Origin of the sequence: Candidatus Phytoplasma australasiaticum subsp. ipomoeae, from assembly GCF_024425275.1 — a bacterium.
In the GTDB taxonomy this organism is placed as follows: Bacteria; Bacillota_I; Bacilli_A; order Acholeplasmatales; family Acholeplasmataceae; genus Phytoplasma; species Phytoplasma australasiaticum.
The window spans coordinates 23108-41719 of record NZ_JALQCV010000004.1 but is presented as its reverse complement, the minus strand read 5'-3'; the positions used below and the strand labels follow the sequence as shown (position 1 = coordinate 41719).

The window sequence follows — 18612 nt, the reverse complement described above, 5'->3', positions numbered from 1 at the left end:
TGAAGATAGAGATCTAACTATTAAAAAGGGAGATCAAATTATTGAAGCTCAAAAACAAAGTAGTGAAGATAGAGTTCTAGTTATTGACAATAGAGATCTAACTATTGAAGCTCAAAAACAAACTATTGAAGATAGAGATCTAACTATTAAAAAGGGAGATCAAATTATTGAAGCTCAAAAACAAAGTAGTGAAGATAGAGTTCTAGTTATTGACAATAGAGATCTAACTATTGAAGCTCAAAAACAAACTATTGAAGATAGAGATCGAACTATCGTGATTTTAACTGAAACTGAAGAAATTAATTTTGAACAAAAAAAATATTTATATAATAAAATAAATAAAATATCTGAACAACAATTAACTTTCTCTAAAAAAATTATTAACTTAATGAAACAATATTTAAAAAATCTTTATTTGATTAATAATCAAATATGGAAATTATTATTCCAACAATATAGTAGAATGTACTTCATAATTATTTTATGCGTAATAAATATTTTATTTTACTTCTTATTAATTAAGAATTTTAAATCATATTAATGATAATAATAAAAAATTCTAAACAAGATTAATGTTAAATTGTTTACTTATTATTCTTTTCTTATACTGTTGAATATCATAAATTTGTTGATTTTTTCAAACATTCTTTCTTCGAAGACGCTAATACACCACGAAATGATGTGAGAAATATGAAACATAAAATAAAATAGAACCTCCGCCGAGGTTCTATTTTTCTTTTTCACCACGAAATTTGTTAGAATTGAACATAAAACAAAATCGAAACCAACCAACTTATAGAAAAAACAAACCAACACAAGTTAGCTAAGATTAATTTAGCAAAAAGTAAAAAATGAACAAAGAAAATTTATATTTATTTTAATGTATTTTCTTTTTATAAATCTTCAAATAAAATTTTTTTTATTTTTATTGTGGTTTCAATATTTATAACAACATAAAAAAACATTTATATTAAAAATATATTAACAAAAAAAGACCCTTCAGAAAGGGTCTTAAAAAAAAATAATAGTTTATTTTAATTTTTATTTTTTAGAATCATCAGGCTTTTTAGAAGAAGAACCTTTTTTTTTAGACTTAAGCGCTTCTTCTTGTAATATTTTTAATGTTTGCGAATCTGATAACATTTGAATAATTTTATTTCGATCTTCTTCAGAATAATTTTCAAGAGTATTGTATAATTCATAATATTGTGATATATCTTTTTTAGTTGTTTTTTCTTGTTTTTCAGAGGAAGCGATTTTTTTACCTTTATCATTTTTTTCGGGAGCGGCTATAACTTGATTAATATTAATTAACAGGAATAATCCTAAAAAACTCATTAAAAATAATGGTAAAAAATATAATTTATTTTTTATTTGCATCATTTTAGCTTATAACTCCTTTTTTTATTGATCCCTCAGTTGAGGTAATTTCGTAGAGTTCGTTTAATTGAGAATAAATTAAATTTTTATATTGTTTTTCGGATCTTTCATATCCTTTTTCTAAATCTTTTTTTAATTTTTCAGCACGATTTAAAATATCTTGGTAGTATTTTTGGTCTGTTTCTAAATTTTTGATTTGAACTTTTATTTTGCCGATTTCGTTAACTATTTCCGAAATTTCATTTTGAAGTTTGTCGATTTTATCTTCGTTAGCTTTCCTATCAATCTTTAATCTATTAACTTCTTGGTGTCTTTCGTCTCGTTGTTTTTCTAGTTTTTGTTGTTGTGGTTTTAAAGATTCTATTTGAGATTGAAGAGAATTTAATTGCGATTGGTATTCATCACATTTATTTTGATATTCGTTAATTTCATCTTTTTTTTCATTTAAATAACCTAAATCCAATCCTCAACTCTTTTTAAGTTTATTAATTTCGTTATCTTTCTGATAAATCAGATGGTAATAAAGTAGGATTAAGAGGTTCAAAAAAGATAATTTTAATTTGTTCTAAACGAGCAGCAGTTGTTTGAATTTTAGGGATTGGTGGTTCTTCCAGAGAACGTTTTGTCCTAGGAGAAGTGGGGATTACTTCAGAAGGTAATGAATCTGATAATGATTCTGGTGAAGACGCTAAGGTTGTTTCTTTTTGATTTTGAAACCAGAAATAACAAAAAACAAGTCCGAAAATGATAAGAAGGAATATAAAAAACCATTTTTTTCGAAAAAATTTGATTTATTCATTGTTAGAATAACCTTTCTTAATAATAGTGATAATTATTATATTTAATTATCACTATTATACAGTTTTATTAATAAAATGATTAAATAAAATAATTATTAATTTGTTAAATTAATGATTTCAGGAATTTTGCCAACTCGTTTTTCTTGTAGGCGTTGTTGAACACGGGCGTAATTCGGATTTTTTTGTTTTAATTGTTCTTTTATAATATTCACGTTATCTCTTTTGTTTTCTAATATTTCTTCTAATTTGGCTTTGTCTTCATATAATTTGTCAGTGTCGGAAACTTTATCTCTTTCTTTTTCTAATTCTTTGGCGATGGTTCCATATTCATCAATCCAAGTTACAAATTATTTTTTTATACTTTCATTTAATTTTTCAGAGTTTTTCCATTCATTCTTTAAATTATCTTGGTTAAGACGAAGTTTATGATCATCTTTTTTTCTTTTCGTAATCTTTGTAGTCGGCATCGAGTTTGTCTAAATCACGGTTAATGTCTTTACTATACATTTCTAAAGCTTCTTTGGTAATCATTTTTGGATGTTCATTGTTTTCGTTAATTGTTTCCATAAACATGTGATATAAACGGTGGCCTTCGCGAAGAACTAAAGTAGTTTTTGACATACCTTGGACGAATTTACATGTAAAAGTAATTGATTTTCTTATAACTTTCAGACCAAATTTAACTGGGGATAAGTCAGTAAATTTATCAAAAGCTTTAAAACCCCATTTAACCACATTTCCTACTGATAATTCGTTCTCTTTTTTCATAAATTAGCGCACGATTATACATTTCTTGATATTTTGATTTTAATTCTTGATATACTGTTTTTTCGAGTTTGATTTCTTCAAGTTTTCCATCGACTTCCTCGATTTCTTTTTGGATTTCAATACGGTGTTCTTCGACTGATTGGATTTGTTTGAATATTGGTTTTTCATCATTTGTTAAAGTTTCAAATCTTTTTTCTAAATCTTTTTTTAATTTTTCAGCATGATTTAACATATCTTGGTAGTATTTTTGGTCTGTTTCTAAATTTTTGATTTGAACTTTGATTTTACCGATTTCACCAACTATTTCTGAAATTTCATCTCGGAGTTTATCGATTTCCGCTTGTAATCTAATTTTATCATCGGGAGAAGCTAATTTTAACTGTTCTTCTTTTTCTTTAATTCCTTTTTCTTTAGTTTCTTTGTCTTTTTCTAATTGGACTAATTTCCTTTTAAGATAGTAATATTTTTATCATTTTGATCTAAATTTTCTTTTATTTCTTTAATTTTAGCTTCATTTTTTTCTAAAGCTTCTTTGATTTTTTCTTTGGCTTTTTGGGTAAGGGCTTTTTGTTCATAAAGGTCTTTTAGTTCTTTTTCATATTTTTCTAATTCTTTTTCCCAATCTTGTTTTAAACCATGGTAATTATTAATAGTTTCTTCTTATTTATTCTTCTTATTTATCAATAGCTTGATCAATTTTATCAATTAATTGGCCATAATAACCATTAATTTTACGGATGGTTTCAGAAATCGCTTTTTGAATATGTGGTCGAGCATAAGCGAGAAAATCATAACCTAAATCTTGATAATAATCGAGAGCTTTCATTAAACCTAACAATCCTTCTTGAAATAAATCTTCTTTAGTTAAAACGCGAGGATAATAGTTAAATGCGAGGATAATAGTTAAATTTTTTCACTATTTTATGAACCAATGGATAATGAAGTCCAATTAATTGAGAACGTACCTGCATATTTTTTTTATTTTTTAAAAAAAGTAAAAATAAAACTTTTCTTTCCATATTATGCCTTTGCCAAAATAAATTAGAAAAGATAAGCATAAAAAAAATCTTTTTTTATTTCTTTTAAAAAACAAAAAAAGATCAACTAAGAAAGTTGATCTTGAACATGATTAACAGATTTATTAATTGTAATACTTTTGGGGTTCAGTGCGATCTTCCCTGGTTATTGGTTCGATATCACGAAATTTAGGCATCTTTGGTAACCATTTTAAGAAGGTAATATATCATTAAACCAATTTTTAATTTTTTTAGGCATTAAATAATTAATTCCGTTTAAAGTGGCACATAAAATTGATAAAGATAATAACAAGCTACTTAAATGATTAGTTTTAGTTTTGTAATTCAAATTAATATTGTTGTTATTTTCAAGTAAAATAAAAATTTTGCTTAACATTTTGATATAAAGTGGTTCATCTGTATCTGTAAAAAAAACATTATTTTGGTTAGTTTTAATTTCAATTCTTTTATAAGAATCTTTATTAAAAAAATTGTTACCTGAATCTTGAATATTTATAGATGTGATATTTTTATTTTGTTCTAATTGAGTTGAAAAATCTTTATAAGATAATTTCGTACCTAAATTTATTTGCATTTCTGCTAAAATAATTTGCATAAACCAAATTATTACGAGCACTAACAAAGTAATGTTAATGGCAAAATTTAACATGTTATAACTAATATTTAAAGTTTTAGCAATTTTTTTTTTAATTTGTTTACACAACAAACAAAATTTTATAAACAGAATATAACCCTTTCTATTTTTGTAATGAAAAATTATTATTTTTTATTTATTTTATAGGAATGATTATCTTGTTAAACGGAAGAATAACTCCGAATTACAATTTAATTATAACATTAATTATTGGTAATAATACTTGTAATAAGATGCTATTTTGTTAATTGATATTGGTTTAATTGTAAATTAATTTCATATTATAACATAATTACTAAAGCTAAAGCATATTTATCAGTATGAGTAATAGATATCATAAATTGATTACTGTATTTATCTATTATATAAGGAGCTCCTGTATTATCATTTAGTATAGACCAATCACAATAATTATTAGTTAAATTACCTTTTTTATAAGTTTTAAAGATGGCTTCTTTTGCGGCCCATCTTCCTGCTAAAAAAAAACTTTTACTTTTTAATGAGGTTATTTTTTTATAAATGTGATGTTCCTGAGTAGATAAAATTCGATGAGATATTGAATTTAATCCGATTTTGACAATTTTATTAATTTCAATTAAATCGATACCAATATTTTTCATTTTTTAATTATTACCTTTTATATTTGATTGTTTGTTTGTTTTAAAATTTTATATAACTCTGATTCTTGAATAATAGTGATATTTAAATGTTTAGCTTTTTCTATTTTTTGTTCACTGTAATTTTTTCCGCAAATTAAATAATTAGTTTTTTTAGATAAATTATGCACTATTAAAGCTCCTAATTTTTCTAAATTTTTAGTTATTTGTGAACGTTTATATTTTGTTAATGTGCCTGTAATAATAATTTTTTTGTTATTAAAGAAATTATTATTAATATTATTGATATTATTTTGTATAGAAAAATTTAATTGATGTTTTTTTAGTTGAATTATTTCGTTAATATTTTTTGCATCATTAAAAAAATTATGTATACTATCTGCGATTTCTGGTCCTATTTCATTTATATTTATTAAATCTTCTATTTTAGATTGTTTTAAATTATCTATATTATAAAATTTATGAGTTAAAATCCGAGCAATTTTGCTACCAACATGTTTTATTCCTAATCCAAATAGAACTCGATCGAAAGGTTTTTGTTTACTACTTTCTATAGCTTCTAAAATATTATTAATTTTTTTAATGCCAAAAAAGGGCAATTTTAGTAATTTTGGTTTATGTTGTTTAAGATTGTATAAATCCGAAATTTTTTGGATAATTTTTTTTTGAAATAAAATTGTTAATGTTTTGGAACCTAAAATATTGATGTCCATAGCTTCTCGAGATGCGAAATGAATTATTTTTTGTAATTGTTGTTCGTTACATTCCTGATTAATACAAAAATAATTAATTCCATTATTGTCTTTGTGTAACAATGTATCACAAGATGGACACTTCGTGATCATTATAAAAGGTTTAACAGATGCATCTCTTTTATGAGTGATTACTTTAATAATTCTAGGAATAATAGAACCTGATTTTACAATAATTACGCTATCATTAATACGAATATCTTTATTTTGTATATAATTGTAATTATGTAATGTTACACGTGATATTGTGCTGCCATCAATAATAATAGGTATTAGATCTGCTACAGGATTAATTATTCCAGTTCTTCCGACATAAAATAAAATATTTTTAATTATAGTTTCGCCGGTAATAGAGTTAAATTTATAAGCAAGAGCATATTTAGGAAATTTATTAGTGTAACCGATTTGCGGATATAAATCAAGTTGATTTATTTTTATAACAATACCATCTACATCATAATTTAAAGATGATTTTAAATCAATATAATGATTGATAAAGTGAGTTAAATCAGACCAAGAATTAATTATATTATAATGCGGATTGACAGAAAAACCTAATTTGTTTAATAATTTTAAAACTTCTTCTTGACTATTAACAATCAAGGATGAATATACAATATTATAAAAAAAAGAAGATAAGTTTCTGGAAGCAACAATATTAGCATTTAATAATCTTACAGTTCCAGAAGCCGCATTACGCGGATTAGCAAAAGTTTTTTTTTGTTCTCTATTGTGTTGTTGATTTAATTTTTGAAAATTTTCATAATTAAAAAAAACCTCCCCTCTTACTTCTAAATTTATTGGTTGTAAAAGTTTTGACGGAATATCTTTAATGTTTTTAATATTATGAGTTACCAATTCTCCTACTAAACCATTACCCCTTGTAGTAGCTTGTGTTAAAATGCCTTGTTCATATTTTAAATTAATAGCTATACCGTCTATCTTTAATTCTGTAATAAAATTACAATGAGGATACTTTTCTTTTATTCTTGTATAAAATTTTTTTACTTTCGCAATATCAAAGGCATTTTCTAATGATAACATAGGTTTACTATGAGTTATTTTAGGTATTTTTTTTTCACTTAAAGAACTGCCTATTTTATCAGTAGGGCTATCTTTTGATTTAAATTGTGGGTATTTATTTTCTAAATATATTAATTCTTGTAATAATGCATCATATTGCTGATCAGTTAAAGAAGATTGGTTTAAATTAAAATACTCGTAATTAGCTTGATTTATTTTTTTAGTTAATTGTTGAATTTTTTTTATAATATTTAACATATTTTTTATCTATTATCCGTATTAAAAATTGTAATTTATTGATTTATTGATATTTTAAATTTTGGGTTATTTTTTAAATGATATTTTAATTTTAAAAAAATATTATATAATATTAAAAAAAATATGCATATTTTAATATATGCATATGCGAAAATATGATTTTAATATTATAGATTTCTATATTTATATTTTACTTTTATACTGTAAAACATGATTACATGAAATAATCAATTAAATGAAGATATTTCTAAGTAATCTTTTTTTGTTTAACAGTGTTTTATATTTATGAAGTCAATTGTCATTTTTTTTATTTAATAAAATTAATTTTTTATTATATATTCTCAGTATCTTTTGTAGAACGTTTATTTTCGGCAATTGACACAAATTCTTCTACAAAAAATTCTTCTGCTTCTTGTCCTGAATGGAAAACTTTTGTTTGAACTAAAGTTTCTTCAGGAATAATATTGTTTAATTCTTCTATAGACTTCAATTTATTATCGGTATAATGATAGATTTTAGTTATTTTTCCTTTATTATCGAACAAAAATCTTTTTTCTATTTGACTAGGATTATTTGCACTATATTTATTCATTGTAACTAAAACATTTTTATCATTATATGTCATAACGTGAAACGGTATGAAAGTTTTAGTTTTTTGGTCATATACATTTAATATTTCAGTCTTTGTTTTATCTTCATTATAGATTGTAATGAATTCTGTTTGATTATTTTCATCTAAAGTAATTATTTTAAAGAGTTTATTATCTCGATATTCTTCTATTTTGTTATAATCATTATTTTGATCATTAAAAAAGATTTTACGTATTAATTCTCCGAATTTGTTAAAATATTCAATATGATCTATTTTTTCTTCGTTATTATTTTTAAAAACTATAACACTTTGAACAGTTTCATCAGTTAACTTTTGCAAAGAAGCATCGAAGTTTTTTGTTTTTGGTCGAAAGAATTTTGTTTGTAATTTTATATTATCTTTTAAAGAGTTTATTACAGGTTGTAATGATATTTTATTTTGATTAATTTTATTATAACTTTCTAATTGTTGATTATTAATTTTTAATTTTTCATTTTCCTCTTGTATTTCTTCATTATGAGCTAATACATTCATAATAAAAAACATTTGGCCTAATAAAATTATACAACTAATAAAAAATAATAATACTTTGTATAATGTGGTGTTTTTTTCGTTATTGGAGTTCATTTGTTTGAGTTTATCTCACTTTCTGATTATTTATATAAATATAATAAAATAAACTTAATTTGCGATAATAAACCATACACAATCCTATACTAAACGATAACAAACCATACACAATCCTAATAGATAAAATGTTTTAAATTTTAAACAAACGCAATCTAATTATAACAAAAAATAATATAATAATAAATATTAGTTATTTTAAAATTTAATTTTTTCAAAAGTATACTAAATGCGATTAAAATGTTTTATGGAGGCAATTATTTCAAATTATATTATTAGTTAAAAAAATTCATTTATGTAGTCATTATATGAATAATTATGTTTAAAATTTTTAAAATAATATTTAATTTATTTTTTATTTATGTCTTAATGCATTATAATTTTAATTATTAGTTAAGTTAGTTATTAAAAAAAATTATTAATAATTTTAAAATTTTTATATTAAATATCTATTTTGTATTAATTTTATATTAATAGGTAATTAAAATTAAATTGATTGATATAATTGAAAATCAAATTATTAAATTTTATTTTGATATAAAAAATAAAATAATTTTTTTTAATTAAAATCGGAACTTATCTAAAAAGAATAATCATAATTAATAATTATTTATAATACTTAAAATCTCAAATCATAAATGATTTTCGACATTTTGATGATTATTATAATTAAATTTTTAAATTATAATTGCCTCATATATAAAAAAAATAAATACAAAATATTTTCTTTTTTTAATAAAAATACAATATTTTTAGCTTAAATTAAGTAGGTATATTGAAAAAACAATGCATTTTTATCGATGCAATAATTTTTAATTATATATAGGTATAAGATAAGAGATTATATTTTAAATTAAGTAGGTATATTGAAAAAACAATGCATTTTTATCGATGCAATAATTTTTAATTATATATAGGTATAAGATAAGAGATTATATTGTCAATAAAAAAATCAAAACATAATTCAAATAAATTGCACGTTTATAATATATTTTAGTAATTGTGATAGTATATTGAAATATAATTAAGAAGATTTTATTTTTGGATAATTTGTTTTATATGTTGGGAAAGATTATTATAATATGAAAAATATAATTAACAAAACAGCCAATTTATTAACGATATTTCGTATTTTTTTAGTTTTTTGTATGCTACCTTTTTTATATTTAAAGTTGCTAAAACACGAAATTGAAATTTTTAAAATTTATTTTAATATTATTTTTTTAGTAGCATCTATAACTGATTATTTAGATGGCTTTATTGCGAGAAAATTTCTTCAAACAACTATTTTTGGAAAATTTTTCGATCCTATAGCGGATAAATTATTAGTCATTATCTCTTCTTTTTATTTACTAATTTTATGTCAAAATAATAATTTATTACATCAAGATAATGAAAAAATTGTTAATTATGTTTTAAGTTTTTTAATCGTGACTATTATAAGAGATTTTATTGTTATGGGTATTAGATTATTAGCTTTTGAAAAAAAGCATATTATGACTCCTTCTTTTGGCGGCAAATTAAAAACTTTTTTAAATTTTATTTCCATTAGTATAATGCTTTTATCTGCTCAATTAGAACGTTTTTGTTTTCAATTATTTCCAAGATATAATTTAAAAATGTATTTTTTTATTAATATTATTTTAATTTTGAATATTTTTATAATTATTGTTTCTGGTATGGATTATATTTTAAAAAATTTTAAATTAATTTATACGAATTTTAATTCTAAAAATTAATTTTTATAGAAAATTATATTTTTGATAATATCGTTAAATTTTATTAAAATGATATATGTAGAGGTGATTGATCAAATGAGTAAAGAAATATTTAAAAAACCTCCTTTAACTCAAACTATCTGTGAAATAGAGAAAATTTTCGGCAAAGGTAGTATTATGCAAATGAACTCCGATAAAGTAGAACCTATAGAATCTATTTCTACTGGTTCTTTAGGATTAGATATAGCTTTATCTATTGGAGGTTTACCTAGAGGTAGAATTGTAGAAATTTTTGGACCCGAAAGCGCTGGTAAAACTACTTTAGCTTTGCATGTAATAGCAGAAGCTCAAAAATCTGGAGGTACGGTTGCTTTTATAGATGCTGAGAATTCTTTAGATATTAATTATGCTAAAACTATAGGAGTAGACTGTAATAAAATGTTAATATCTCAACCTGATTCTGGAGAAGTTGCTTTAAATATTGCTAATTTGTTATTTGAAAAGAATGCTGTTGATCTAGTGGTAGTAGATTCTGTAGCTGCTTTAGCACCTTTAGCTGAATTAAATGGTGATGTCGGTGATTCTTACGTAGGTATACATGCTCGAATGATGAATCAGGCTTTAAGGAAGCAAAGCCATATCGTTTATAAATCTAATGCTATTCTTATTTATATTAATCAGTTAAGAGAAAAGGTAGGAATTACTTTCGGTAATAATGAAGTTACTCCCGGAGGTAAAGGATTAAAATTTTTTACATCTGTTAGATTAGATGTTCGAAAAACATCAGAATTAATTAAAGAGAATGATCAAGTTGTGGGAGTGAAAACTAATGTTCGTATTGTTAAATCTAAAATTTGTTCTCCTTATAAAACCGTTAGTTTTGATATTTTATATGGCAAAGGTATTTCTAAAGTTAGTGAAATTTTAGATTTAGCAGTAAGTTTAAATTTAATTAAAAAAAATGGTATGTGGTATAGTTATAATAATCAACAAATTGGTCAAGGTAGAGAGAAAGCGCGAGAATTTTTACTAAAACATCCAGATCTTGCTCATGAATTAGAATTAACTATTCGTAAAAATTATAATTTAAGCAGTAATAATAAAAAATAAATGTTTAATTGAAATGCCTATTAGGCGTTTTTAATAATTGATTATTTAATTTTTTATTTTTCTTAATAAAAATTTAATATTTTTTAATTATAATTTTTATTTTAGAAAAGATTTTATTTATCATTTCTAGTATATAAATATTTTAAATTAATAAAAAATAAAAAGATTTTTTAAATAATTTAATATTCGGCTTTAGAAAAATATTTATATAAAATTTATTGGTTTCAGATGAGAATAAATAATAAAAAAAGTGTTTTTTGTTTGTTAAATTATTTTAGATTTTAATAAATTTTAAAAAGATAGGAATTAAATTAATATATGGATTTGAAAAAAATAACTTATCAAGGCGCTAATTGGAATAATTTAGATGATGATTTTACGCATCATTTTTATGAACAAAATTTAAGTCAATTTTGGCGCCCAGAAGATATTAGTTTACAAAGTGATTTACACGTTTGGAATACTTTATCTCCTTGGGAACAAAAAACCTATTCACGTAATTTATTAGTTTTAACTTTTTTGGATACTTATCAAGGGGATATTGGTATGCCTGTTTTAGTTAGAGCTTGTTTACCTGAAGAACATCAAAAAAAAGCTACTTTGAGTTTTATGGGAGCTATGGAAAATGCTGTTCATGCTAAAAGTTATTCTAATATTTTTATGACTTTTTTAAATAAAAATGAAATTGATGATTTATTTTGTTGGGGTATGAAACAAAAAAATTTACAGAATATTTTAAATTTAATTATTAATGTTTATGAAATGTTAGATCAAAAAATAGTTGTTAATAAAAATGATTATGTTTATTATAATAGTTATGAATTTCGCGAAATCAAATGGAAAGCTATGGTAGCTTCAGTATTTTTAGAAACTTGGTTATTTTATAGTGGTTTTTATTACCCTCTTTATTTTTATGGACAAGGTAAATTAATGCAAGCCGGAGAAATCATTAATTTGATTATTAGAGATGAAAGTGTTCATGGAGTTTATACTGGAAGATTAGCGAAAAATTTATACTCTACTTTTGATCCAGATCAAAAGAAAAAATTATATAGTTGGTTAGAAAATTTTTTATTTAAGTTATATCAAGAACAAAAAAAATTATCTTTTGAAATTTATCAGGAAATTAATTTAGTTGAAGATGTAAATAAATTTGTTCGTTATAATGCTAATAAAGCTTTATTAAATTTAGGTTTTGAACAATATTTTCCTTATGAAGAGATTAATCCTGTTATTTTAAATGGATTAAATACAGAAACGAAAACAATGGATTATTTCTCTATGAAAGGTAATGGTTATCAAAAAATGAAAACCGAAAGTTTAAAAGACGAAGATTTTATTTTTTAATTTTTTAAAAAATATATTAATGCTTATATTTTATCCAATTATAAAATAAAAAAAGAAGGTTTTTATACCTTCTTTTTTTTATTTCAATTAATTATTTTAGTTAAATTATTTTTTTTCAATATTTTTTAAATTTAATTTGGCAGGGATATCAGGATTCGAACCCGAACTCATGGTTTTGGAGACCATTATGCTACCATTAACATCATATCCCTAAATAAAAATAATTGGTACGGGTGACAGGACTCGAACCTGCAAGCTAAAGCGCTAGAATATGGATAGAAAACCATAATTATTATGCATATGGTTAGCCCCCATCCAAACCGGACAGGCATGTTTCCATGCATCCGGCTTTCCGAATTCAACATAATAAATTTTTTTATTCGTTTAGATTAAAAAAATATTTTTTTATTTAATTTATATTGCGCATTTATAAATTGTTTTATAGAAAACAAAAAATTATCTTTTTAAAAAGTGATAAAAAAATATTTTTATTATTTTTAATCTTTCTGCTTTCCTTCGCCTTGTGAATAGTTTTCCTATTCTCCCTGAGAGGGCATAAAACCTCCGACTACTATGTCAGCTCTGCAACCTTAACTATTTTATAAAAAATAATTTTAGGTTTTCCTAGGTAGCTATAAATTATAGGCTAATGATAAATAGCGGTTGGAGACTTATAATAGACAAAATTAATGATATAATTGAATTTTGTCTTGGTGTAGATAATTTAAAATAAATTTTTTTATTATTAATTGGTAATTATAATTACTTTAGGATCTGGGAGCAATTATATAATTATCTATTTAGGTTTTTGGAATATATCGTTTAACCATCCCTAAAGCTTTAGAACTGCGCCACCATTCTTTGCTCTTCACTTAATTTTATATTTGTTCAACCTTATTTTATCTTATTCTTACATTTAATTTAATTTTTTTAATAATAATTAAAAAAAACGATTTTATTTTTCATTAAATGCTTTATGAATATGCTATTGTCCCTTTTATTCTTTCGAATTCAGGTAAATTCATTGAATTACTTTTATTACCTTAAAAGTGAGGTGCCCATAAAAAATCCTCTTTAATTTACGCCCGAACTAGCGCCCTCCTAAGTCTAGTGCGTCTACCAATTCCGCCACACCCGCAATATGACTATTTTTTATTTTAAAAATTTTTAATTATTTCATTTATATTAAAGACAAAAATTTAGAAAAATTATGGCAGGCCCAGCTGGATTTGAACCAACGCATGACGGAGTCAAAGTCCGTTGCCTTACCGCTTGGCTATGGGCCTTTTATTTATAAAAAAATAAGTTAATTAAACTTTGGGGCGGATGATGGGGATCGAACCCACGAATGTCGGCGCCACAAGCCGATGCGTTAACCATTTCGCCACAACCGCCACAAAAATTATTAAATATTTTAATTTCAAAATATAAAAATTTAATAACATTACATATTATACATGATTATAGATAAAAAAATATATAGAATATTATTTAAATTAAAAAAAATTATTTAAGTATTTAAAAAAATTGTTTTAAAATCAAATTATTGTTTTATTTGTTTAAATTGTTTTTGTTTTTCTATTAATAATGATTTGACAAATATTAAATCTTTGGGATCTATATATAAAGCTTTATTTTTGGAATCATAATAAGAATGAGAAACATTGTAAAAGTTATTACGATTTTCTATAGGCATATTATTTAACATAAATAATTGTATTTCAGCGAAATTTTCCATCCTATCAAAAATTTTTTTTAAACTTTCAGGTATTTGTTTTTTTAAAGCTTCATCAATAAATGTTAGGTCTATATTCTCTAATAAATTTTGAGATAATTTATTATTTGTTTTTGAAGTGTTATTTTTTGATTCTTGCTTAATTGACGAATCTTGATGATAAAATTTTGGTTTGGTTGTAATTTTTAATAATTCTTTTTCTAAATTATTTATTTGTTGTTTAAGCATCTCTTGTTCGAAGTAATTTTTTTGTTGTTGTAATTCTATTTTAGTTTCCATTTTATATTGATTTAATTCAAGACGAAAAGACTGTTCTTTATGTTTGTTTTCATTTTCTTTTCGATTAATTTCTAACATTTTCAATTCTATTAATGTTAAATTTTTATCTTGATATAATTCATTAGGAATTTGGTTTTGTATAGAGAAATTTGGTACTTCTGTTTTTGTATTTAATTCAGATGTTTGATTATCTTTAGTTTTTTCTTCTTGGATGTTGAAAATAAAATGAAAATTTAGCAAAAAAATACGATATATAAATGTTAAAATTTTTCGCAATACTATCTTGATAATTTCTGAAAACATGAAAATACTTAAAAAATATATCCACCAATAGTTTTCAAAAGGAAATCGATTTAACCATTCTTTAATATTCATTATCATATTTATCATCAAATTATTGACACAACCTTCTGTATAATCATTGCCTTTTGACAATGTTATCTCAAATTTAATTTTTATTCATTTCATTGCGAAAATAACAAAGCAAATTTATCGAAAACTTATCATTTGATATAATATTATATTAAAGTTAATTTAAAAAATATTTTCAACTTAAATAACTTTCAGCACTATATAAGATAGTATTTAATTTTTTGATAATCATTGAATAGAAATTTGGTTTTGTTAACTTTTTATTACATTTATTTTCTTTTATTTGATAATTGATTTGTTTATATTATTTTTTATCGATTTCTACTATTACTATTAATAAATAATTCGTTGGAATGATTCAATTTCTTTTGTGTTATTTTTTTTTCTATTTTTATTATTCTATCATTAATATTTTTTATATCTTGATTGAAAATACTTAGAGTAGTAAAGTATTCTTGTAAAACGTTATTAATGGTTGGTTTATTTTTATTTTCTTGACATTTATTTACCCATTTCGCAAAATTTTTTTTTATTGTTGCAATTCTTTGTTTAACTAAAACTGCTTCTTGGTTTAATGAAATTAGAAGAATTGATATTTCATTCGTATTATTTTCATCATTTTGATTATTATTTAGAAGAATTATGATTTTATTCATATGATTTTCGGCATCTTGTATATCTTTTTTTATACTGTTTTCTGTAATTAGCTGTTTTTCAACATTCGGTTTTATTTCTTTAGTTTTCGATAAAAAAGGCCAATCAATATCAAAAAAAGCTTTAATATTATTTAATTTAGAATTGTATAAATTACCTTGTTTATTTATAAATACACCATAAAAATTAATAACAAAAAGATTTAGTAATAATAATATAAACAATTTTTTTATTTGAATTTTTTTAAGCATTTTCGCTCCCTCAATGTTATTATATATAAAAAATGCAAAACATATGTTCTATTTTATTTTAAAATAAGAAACATAAATTTTATATAATATTTTAACATTTTTCCAATAATGTTTCAATATTTTAGGATATTTTGATAAAAAACTGAATATTGTACTTTAATGAAAAATAGAAATACAAAATTAGAGATTATTAATTTATATTTTTTAATCTTATAAAAATATTATTTTTAATTAAAAAAAATGAAAATTTTTTTTCGAAAATCTAAATAAGTTTAAATTTAAAATATTATTTATATTAAATTCCATTTAAGGTTTAAATTTATTTTAAAAATTTTAGATTATTTTTAAAAATAAAAATTTTATTATAATTTGCTAAAAAGAAGTTATATCTGCTTTAATCTCAGTTTGATTTTTTATGTGTTATAATTATTAACACATTTTTTATTTTTAGTTTACCATTTTCTAATTAATCTGATTTTAAAAAAATTATTTAATTAAAGTTTTATTAATCTGTATATTTATATTAAATTTTTTTAATTAAGTTAAACAATAACCTGAGAATTATTTTTATGAAATTGAAAAAAAATTAAAATTTTGAAATTATATTGTTATGATTTTTACTAAATTAATTATTAAATTGAATAATAAATAATAAAAAAAATAAAAGGAGAAAATAATAAATTTCATAAAATGAGCAAAAATGATAAAAAAAATAAAGAAAATTTAGGTGAATATAGTGCTTCTAGTATTGAAATTTTAGAAGGTTTAGAAGCTGTTCGTAAAAAACCAGGAATGTATATTGATTCTGTTACTATGAAAGGAGCATATCATTTAATTTGGGAGATTATAGATAATTCTATAGATGAAGCTTTAGCAGGTTATGCTACAGAAATCATTTTAAAAATTTTTCCAGATAATGTAGTTAGTGTTTCTGATAATGGTAGAGGCATTCCCGTTGATATTCATCCTAAAACTAAAAAATCAGCTGTAGAAACTATTTTAACTACTTTACATGCAGGAGGTAAATTTAAAAATGCTCCTAATTCCAAAAATTATAGTTATTCAGGTGGTCAGCATGGTGTAGGCGCTTCTGTAGTAAACGCTTTATCCACTTGGTTTACAGTGGAAATTTGTTTAAATGGCAAAATATATTATCAGAAATATGAAAAAGGCGTTCCTACTACATCTTTACAAATTATAGGTAACACTAATAAAAGAGGTACTAATATTAAATTTTTACCTGATGAAACTATTTTTCAAGATATAAAAAACACTCCTTATAGTTTAGATGTTTTAAAAAAACGAGTACAACAATTAGCTTTTTTAAATAAAAATGTTAAATTAATTATAGAAGATTTACGCCTTGAACCGCCTCAAATTATTAATTTTTATTCTAAAGGCGGTATTCAAGAATATCTTCAGTATCTAAATGAAAATAAAAAAGTTTTAAATCAACCTTTTTATCAAGAGAGTTCTGAAAATAATATTTTTTTAGAAATAGCTTTCCAATATAATGAAAATTATATTTCTAATATTTATTCTTTTGTAAATAACATACCTACACATGAAGGTGGAACTCATGAAGAAGGTTTTAAAATGGCTTTAAATAGAGTTTTATCTAAATATGCCAAAGATAAAAATTTATTAAAGAAAGATCTTAGTTTCATCGGTGAAGATACTTTAGAAGGTATTACAGCTATTATTGCTTTAAAACATTATGATCCTTTATTCGAAGGCCAAACTAAAGCTAGATTAGGTAATTATGATATGAGACAATTTGTTTCTAAACATTTTGGTATTGCTTTGGAAAGTTATTTATTAGAGAATCCGCAAGAAGCTAAAAAAATTATTGATAAATGTTTATTAGCAGCTAAAGCTAGAGTAGCAGCGAAAAAAGCTCGTGAAATTACACGAAAAAAATCACCCTTAGACACTTTAAGTTTTGCTTCAAAATTAGCTGATTGTCGGACTAAAGATCCGTCTTTAGCGGAATTATATATTGTTGAAGGAGATTCTGCGGGGGGGTCTGCTAAACAAGGGAGAGATTCTTCTTTTCAAGCTATTTTGCCATTGAGAGGTAAAATTATTAACGTTGAAAAAGCTCGATTAAATAAAATTTTAGTTAACAATGAAATTATTTCTTTAATTCAATCTTTTGGTACAGGTTTCGATAAGGAGTTTAATATTTCGAAAGCGCGTTATCATAAAATTATTATTATGACGGATGCTGATGTTGATGGAGCTCATATAAGAACTTTATTATTAACTTTCTTTTTTAGGCAATTTAGACCTTTAATTGAAAATAACTATATTTATTTTGCTCAACCTCCTTTATATAAAGTGCAAAACAATAAAAAAATTTCTTATTTCTATACAGAACAAGATTTAAAAAATTTTATGAGTCGTAAAAATAATTCTCAAAAAATTGTTGTCCAAAGGTACAAAGGGTTAGGAGAAATGAATGCCGAACAACTTTGGGAAACTACTATGGATCCTGCCACTAGAACATTATTGCAAGTGAAATTAGAAGATGCAGTAGAAGCTGATAGAATTTTTACTATGTTAATGGGCGAAGAGGTTAGTAATAGAAAAATTTTTATTCAAGAGAATGCTACTTATGCTGACATAGATATTTAAGATTTTAAATTATAAAATATT

Annotated in this window: 15 protein-coding genes, 3 tRNA genes and 1 pseudogene; 5 read left to right on the top strand and 14 right to left on the bottom strand. The window is 22.9% G+C overall.

What is annotated here, in order from left to right:
• Window positions 1-541 (top strand): annotated as a pseudogene (locus NQK76_RS01210) (hypothetical protein); the annotation flags it as partial.
• A 500-nt stretch (window positions 542-1041) separates the two neighbouring features.
• Here the strand turns inward: NQK76_RS01210 and NQK76_RS01205 are convergent.
• The 9 genes from NQK76_RS01205 to NQK76_RS01170 all read right to left on the bottom strand — a co-directional run bounded on the left by NQK76_RS01205 (window position 1042) and on the right by NQK76_RS01170 (window position 8488).
• Window positions 1042-1383, bottom strand: coding sequence for an SVM family protein (locus NQK76_RS01205; RefSeq protein ID WP_255872657.1), 342 nt, complete (start codon window positions 1381-1383; stop codon window positions 1042-1044).
• 1 nt (window position 1384) lies between these two features.
• Complete coding sequence (locus NQK76_RS01200; RefSeq protein ID WP_255872656.1) at window positions 1385-1843, bottom strand: hypothetical protein; 459 nt, start codon at window positions 1841-1843, stop codon at window positions 1385-1387.
• Between the two features lie 766 nt (window positions 1844-2609).
• The gene (locus NQK76_RS02550; RefSeq protein ID WP_320415238.1) at window positions 2610-2948 is read right to left on the bottom strand and encodes a hypothetical protein; all 339 of its coding nucleotides are present in this window, start codon (window positions 2946-2948) and stop codon (window positions 2610-2612) included.
• Complete coding sequence (locus NQK76_RS02545) at window positions 2908-3180, bottom strand: hypothetical protein (RefSeq protein ID WP_004994791.1); 273 nt, start codon at window positions 3178-3180, stop codon at window positions 2908-2910. Before NQK76_RS02545 ends, NQK76_RS02550 begins: the two co-directional genes overlap by 41 nt.
• A gap of 441 nt (window positions 3181-3621) precedes the next feature.
• On the bottom strand, window positions 3622-3786 hold the full coding sequence (locus tag NQK76_RS02610; RefSeq protein ID WP_407064893.1) for a hypothetical protein: 165 nt from the start codon (window positions 3784-3786) through the stop codon (window positions 3622-3624).
• 389 nt (window positions 3787-4175) lie between these two features.
• Complete coding sequence (locus NQK76_RS01185; protein ID WP_152908763.1) at window positions 4176-4691, bottom strand: hypothetical protein; 516 nt, start codon at window positions 4689-4691, stop codon at window positions 4176-4178.
• A gap of 209 nt (window positions 4692-4900) precedes the next feature.
• Complete coding sequence (locus tag NQK76_RS01180; RefSeq protein WP_004994785.1) at window positions 4901-5239, bottom strand: holo-ACP synthase; 339 nt, start codon at window positions 5237-5239, stop codon at window positions 4901-4903.
• A gap of 17 nt (window positions 5240-5256) precedes the next feature.
• Window positions 5257-7269 carry an NAD-dependent DNA ligase LigA gene (gene ligA / locus NQK76_RS01175; protein WP_255872655.1) on the bottom strand — a complete coding sequence of 671 codons (2013 nt, stop codon included), beginning with the start codon at window positions 7267-7269 and terminating at the stop codon, window positions 5257-5259.
• Window positions 7270-7600: 331 nt separating this feature from the next.
• Complete coding sequence (locus tag NQK76_RS01170; protein ID WP_004994779.1) at window positions 7601-8488, bottom strand: hypothetical protein; 888 nt, start codon at window positions 8486-8488, stop codon at window positions 7601-7603.
• Window positions 8489-9570: 1082 nt separating this feature from the next.
• Here NQK76_RS01170 and pgsA point away from each other — a divergent pair.
• The 3 genes from pgsA to nrdF all read left to right on the top strand — a co-directional run bounded on the left by pgsA (window position 9571) and on the right by nrdF (window position 12663).
• The gene (gene pgsA, locus NQK76_RS01165; protein ID WP_004994778.1) at window positions 9571-10227 is read left to right on the top strand and encodes a CDP-diacylglycerol--glycerol-3-phosphate 3-phosphatidyltransferase; all 657 of its coding nucleotides are present in this window, start codon (window positions 9571-9573) and stop codon (window positions 10225-10227) included.
• Between the two features lie 75 nt (window positions 10228-10302).
• Entirely contained in the window at window positions 10303-11316 is a 1014-nt protein-coding gene (gene recA / locus NQK76_RS01160; RefSeq protein WP_255872654.1) for a recombinase RecA, read from the top strand.
• Window positions 11317-11634: 318 nt separating this feature from the next.
• Window positions 11635-12663, top strand: a complete 1029-nt coding sequence (gene nrdF / locus NQK76_RS01155) for a class 1b ribonucleoside-diphosphate reductase subunit beta (protein ID WP_004994776.1) — start codon at window positions 11635-11637, stop codon at window positions 12661-12663.
• 137 nt (window positions 12664-12800) lie between these two features.
• On the opposite strand, the gene NQK76_RS01150 is transcribed toward nrdF, so the two are convergent.
• The 5 genes from NQK76_RS01150 to NQK76_RS01130 all read right to left on the bottom strand — a co-directional run bounded on the left by NQK76_RS01150 (window position 12801) and on the right by NQK76_RS01130 (window position 15954).
• Window positions 12801-12875, bottom strand: a tRNA-Trp gene (locus NQK76_RS01150).
• A 999-nt stretch (window positions 12876-13874) separates the two neighbouring features.
• Window positions 13875-13949, bottom strand: a tRNA-Gln gene (locus NQK76_RS01145).
• A gap of 32 nt (window positions 13950-13981) precedes the next feature.
• A tRNA-His gene (locus NQK76_RS01140) sits at window positions 13982-14057 on the bottom strand.
• A gap of 149 nt (window positions 14058-14206) precedes the next feature.
• Window positions 14207-15112 (bottom strand): hypothetical protein, encoded by a 906-nt coding sequence (locus NQK76_RS01135; protein ID WP_255872652.1) that lies wholly within the window; start codon window positions 15110-15112, stop codon window positions 14207-14209.
• Between the two features lie 248 nt (window positions 15113-15360).
• Window positions 15361-15954, bottom strand: coding sequence for a hypothetical protein (locus NQK76_RS01130; protein WP_255872651.1), 594 nt, complete (start codon window positions 15952-15954; stop codon window positions 15361-15363).
• Window positions 15955-16644: 690 nt separating this feature from the next.
• On the opposite strand from NQK76_RS01130, the gene gyrB reads away from it, so the two are divergent.
• Window positions 16645-18591 carry a DNA topoisomerase (ATP-hydrolyzing) subunit B gene (gene gyrB, locus NQK76_RS01125; RefSeq protein ID WP_213680370.1) on the top strand — a complete coding sequence of 649 codons (1947 nt, stop codon included), beginning with the start codon at window positions 16645-16647 and terminating at the stop codon, window positions 18589-18591.
• Window positions 18592-18612 lie beyond the last annotated feature (21 nt).

Bases quoted from the DNA above. Each gene is read 5' to 3' on its own strand.
- NQK76_RS01205 (WP_255872657.1), bottom strand. From the start codon at position 1,383: ATGATGCAAATAAAAAATAAATTATATTTTTTACCATTATTTTTAATG.
- NQK76_RS02550 (WP_320415238.1), bottom strand. From the start codon at position 2,948: ATGAAAAAAGAGAACGAATTATCAGTAGGAAATGTGGTTAAATGGGGT.
- NQK76_RS02545 (WP_004994791.1), bottom strand. From the start codon at position 3,180: ATGTTAAATCATGCTGAAAAATTAAAAAAAGATTTAGAAAAAAGATTT.
- NQK76_RS01180 (WP_004994785.1), bottom strand. From the start codon at position 5,239: ATGAAAAATATTGGTATCGATTTAATTGAAATTAATAAAATTGTCAAA.
- ligA (WP_255872655.1), bottom strand. From the start codon at position 7,269: ATGTTAAATATTATAAAAAAAATTCAACAATTAACTAAAAAAATAAAT.
- NQK76_RS01170 (WP_004994779.1), bottom strand. From the start codon at position 8,488: ATGAACTCCAATAACGAAAAAAACACCACATTATACAAAGTATTATTA.
- pgsA (WP_004994778.1), top strand. From the start codon at position 9,571: ATGAAAAATATAATTAACAAAACAGCCAATTTATTAACGATATTTCGT.
- recA (WP_255872654.1), top strand. From the start codon at position 10,303: ATGAGTAAAGAAATATTTAAAAAACCTCCTTTAACTCAAACTATCTGT.
- nrdF (WP_004994776.1), top strand. From the start codon at position 11,635: ATGGATTTGAAAAAAATAACTTATCAAGGCGCTAATTGGAATAATTTA.
- NQK76_RS01130 (WP_255872651.1), bottom strand. From the start codon at position 15,954: ATGCTTAAAAAAATTCAAATAAAAAAATTGTTTATATTATTATTACTA.
- gyrB (WP_213680370.1), top strand. From the start codon at position 16,645: ATGAGCAAAAATGATAAAAAAAATAAAGAAAATTTAGGTGAATATAGT.